Origin of the sequence: Symbiopectobacterium sp., from assembly GCF_051710365.1 — a bacterium.
GTDB lineage: Bacteria > Pseudomonadota > Gammaproteobacteria > Enterobacterales > Enterobacteriaceae > Symbiopectobacterium.
The window spans coordinates 1-2315 of sequence record NZ_JBPETA010000309.1 but is presented as its reverse complement, the minus strand read 5'-3'; the positions used below and the strand labels follow the sequence as shown (position 1 = coordinate 2315).

Below are 2315 nucleotides of genomic sequence, written 5' to 3'. Positions count from 1 at the left end.
GTCACCGTCAGGCTACGCAGGGGAATTGCCTCACCATCGAGGGCGAGCGTAATAATCTGGCTCATGGATCATGCCTTCCAGTGCATTAAGTGATTTCCCGACAAACATCACCGCAGCGGTATACACCGTTGACGGTTGCGGAATGTCCTTCACCATTTCAGCAGCGATCACGCTGCCTTGTCCTTTAGCGCTAAATACCCAGACGCGGGCGCTGGCTTGCTGTAATGCGTTCAGCCCCAGGCTGATTTTTTCCAGCAGGTTGCCACGCTCAGCGGCAAAGCTGGCCAACTGACTTTTGATAGCATCCACACTGCTGAATACTGCCGCTTGCGCCTGTGCGGACGCAATACGTTGCGCGTTGATCGCCTGACGGTTGGTGGCAACCGATAACCGGATGGCGGCGGGAAGTGATTGGCCTTTCGCCGGTAACTGCATCTTTACCGTCTCCAGATCTGCCGCCGCTTGTGCCATACGCGCCACTTGCGTTAAATCGGGCAGCGGAAAAACCGCCATCAATGCCGCCAAACGTTGCATAAAGTCTGCGTGGGCTGCGGCACAAACCATCATGACAACCACCTGATTATCACCTTGCGCCGCCTGGATACGTGGGGCCAGATACGCCAGCGCATTGGCCGGGCTTAAATAACTGCCAGTTGTCGTTTTCTGGCCCGCGCCGTACACCCACGGATGTACCGGCACCACGGCGCAATTAATGGCGGCCGTGTCTGCCGGAAAACGAATATCAGCAGCACGCCACATTACTGCGGGGCCTCCGGCCAGGTAATATCCGGTGCGGTGTTGATATCGATACGGTTCAACAACACACGGTAGGTTTTCCATTCCGTTAATGCTGTGCTTTCTTCTTCCGTCGCCATGCCCAGATCAACCGCATCGCTCAGCGCTTGAATTCGGGCATTCGCCACGGTAAGGCGTGAGGTTAACGCCTGCTGTGCCGTCTGCTGCGCCGCTCGTGATTCAGCCGCTTGCTGGGCTTGCGTGTCCGTCACCCACTTTTCCCCGTCCCAGGCATCAAATTCGGTTGCCGGTTCAAGTAGCGTAAATCCTTCCGTCAATTCACCGAGTGTGGTGATAGGCGAGGCTTCACGTGTCCCGGTGTTGTAAACGGTTTTACCACGATAATCGGGTACATGCTCCCACGACTTGCCATCCGCCGTGCGCCGTAATGCCTGACCCGCTGGCGGCAACACCGGTTTATTGGGGTAACTGTGTGCTGGAAGACCTACACCGAGCATGAGGTATTCCATGCTCGCGCTTTGGTATTCCCGTGTGTCCGGATGCACGCGATAAACCGTGATCCAGCCTGCATTTTTACTCAGGCCGTTTTCGTCTAATTCGGCGGTTTCAATATCAGTAGAATAGTGGCTCATTATGCTGCTCTCACAATGTAATTAAAGGCGATGTTGCGCGGACGGTTTTCATTTGCGGTGGGTACGACCTTCGATATATCGAGTTCATACTGACACCCAGCGTCCCCAAAATAATTATTAGATGTGACACGGCCCTCTAATCGAGTAAATGCGCCTTCCCCCACCGACGATGAAGCGCCCTCAGCCCAAGCCAAACCATTATTTGCAAACTTCCCGGTGATATTTCGAATTGCATCACCTTGTGCTGACAGTAATTTGCGGCCGGTATCGACTTTACGCCCATCATCCCAACCGCGAATAAATTCGCCGCGCAGGTCGGGCAGCTTGCCGGTGGGGTAACGTGCGGCCAACACCGGATACAGGGTTTTATCGAATGCCTGACCGTTACAGTTCAGCCACCCCGTCGGCGCAACGGCGTTGGGGAATGGCAGCGGGATGCCCGCCAGTTCATCGACCGACAATGCGCCTATTGAGGACGGCGTTAATTCGGCGCTCTCCGGTGTTTTCCATAAGCCGTTTGCGTCGGCTACGGCGTTAAAGCCGCTGGCTAGAATTGGGTAGGATGCACCAGCGCCAATTTGTATTAAGGGCATTGCGCTACCATGAATAGTGGTAGGTACTGCACCATCCCCAAGATGCCCTATATCTTCAGAGTTAATATGCGCTAAGTTGCGTACTTGGCCGTTTGTCAACGTTCCACGGAATGCAACTGCGTTTGTTGTTACCACGGCTGCGGTGTGCGTTTTGATTGCCGTGACGGTTTGCGCGGTTTCCTGGTCTAAAAGTGTTGTCCACGCTAGCCAACCGCCACCGCCTTTACGCCTAAATTTAAGTCCGCTCTCACCAGCGCCTGACACGAGTTGCCCTTGCGTATTCGTGTCGTATCCAAACATGACGCCAAAACCAGCGACAGCGCTGGGTGAACCC

3 protein-coding genes are annotated in these 2315 nt (G+C 54.8%); all 3 read right to left on the bottom strand.

Annotated features, from left to right (window positions below; all coding sequences use genetic code 11):
* Nucleotides 1-30: 30 nt before the first annotated feature.
* From ACTBDZ_RS17135 to ACTBDZ_RS17125, 3 genes are read right to left on the bottom strand one after another with little or no spacing between them, the layout of a single operon-like run.
* The gene (locus ACTBDZ_RS17135; protein WP_438816185.1) at nucleotides 31-759 is read right to left on the bottom strand and encodes a hypothetical protein; all 729 of its coding nucleotides are present in this window, start codon (nucleotides 757-759) and stop codon (nucleotides 31-33) included.
* Nucleotides 759-1388, bottom strand: coding sequence for a tail fiber assembly protein (locus ACTBDZ_RS17130; protein WP_438816184.1), 630 nt, complete (start codon nucleotides 1386-1388; stop codon nucleotides 759-761). Before ACTBDZ_RS17130 ends, ACTBDZ_RS17135 begins: the two co-directional genes overlap by 1 nt.
* Complete coding sequence (locus ACTBDZ_RS17125; RefSeq protein WP_438816186.1) at nucleotides 1388-2281, bottom strand: phage tail protein; 894 nt, start codon at nucleotides 2279-2281, stop codon at nucleotides 1388-1390. The genes ACTBDZ_RS17130 and ACTBDZ_RS17125 overlap by 1 nt, the downstream gene beginning before the upstream one ends.
* Between the last annotated feature and the right edge of the window lie 34 nt (nucleotides 2282-2315).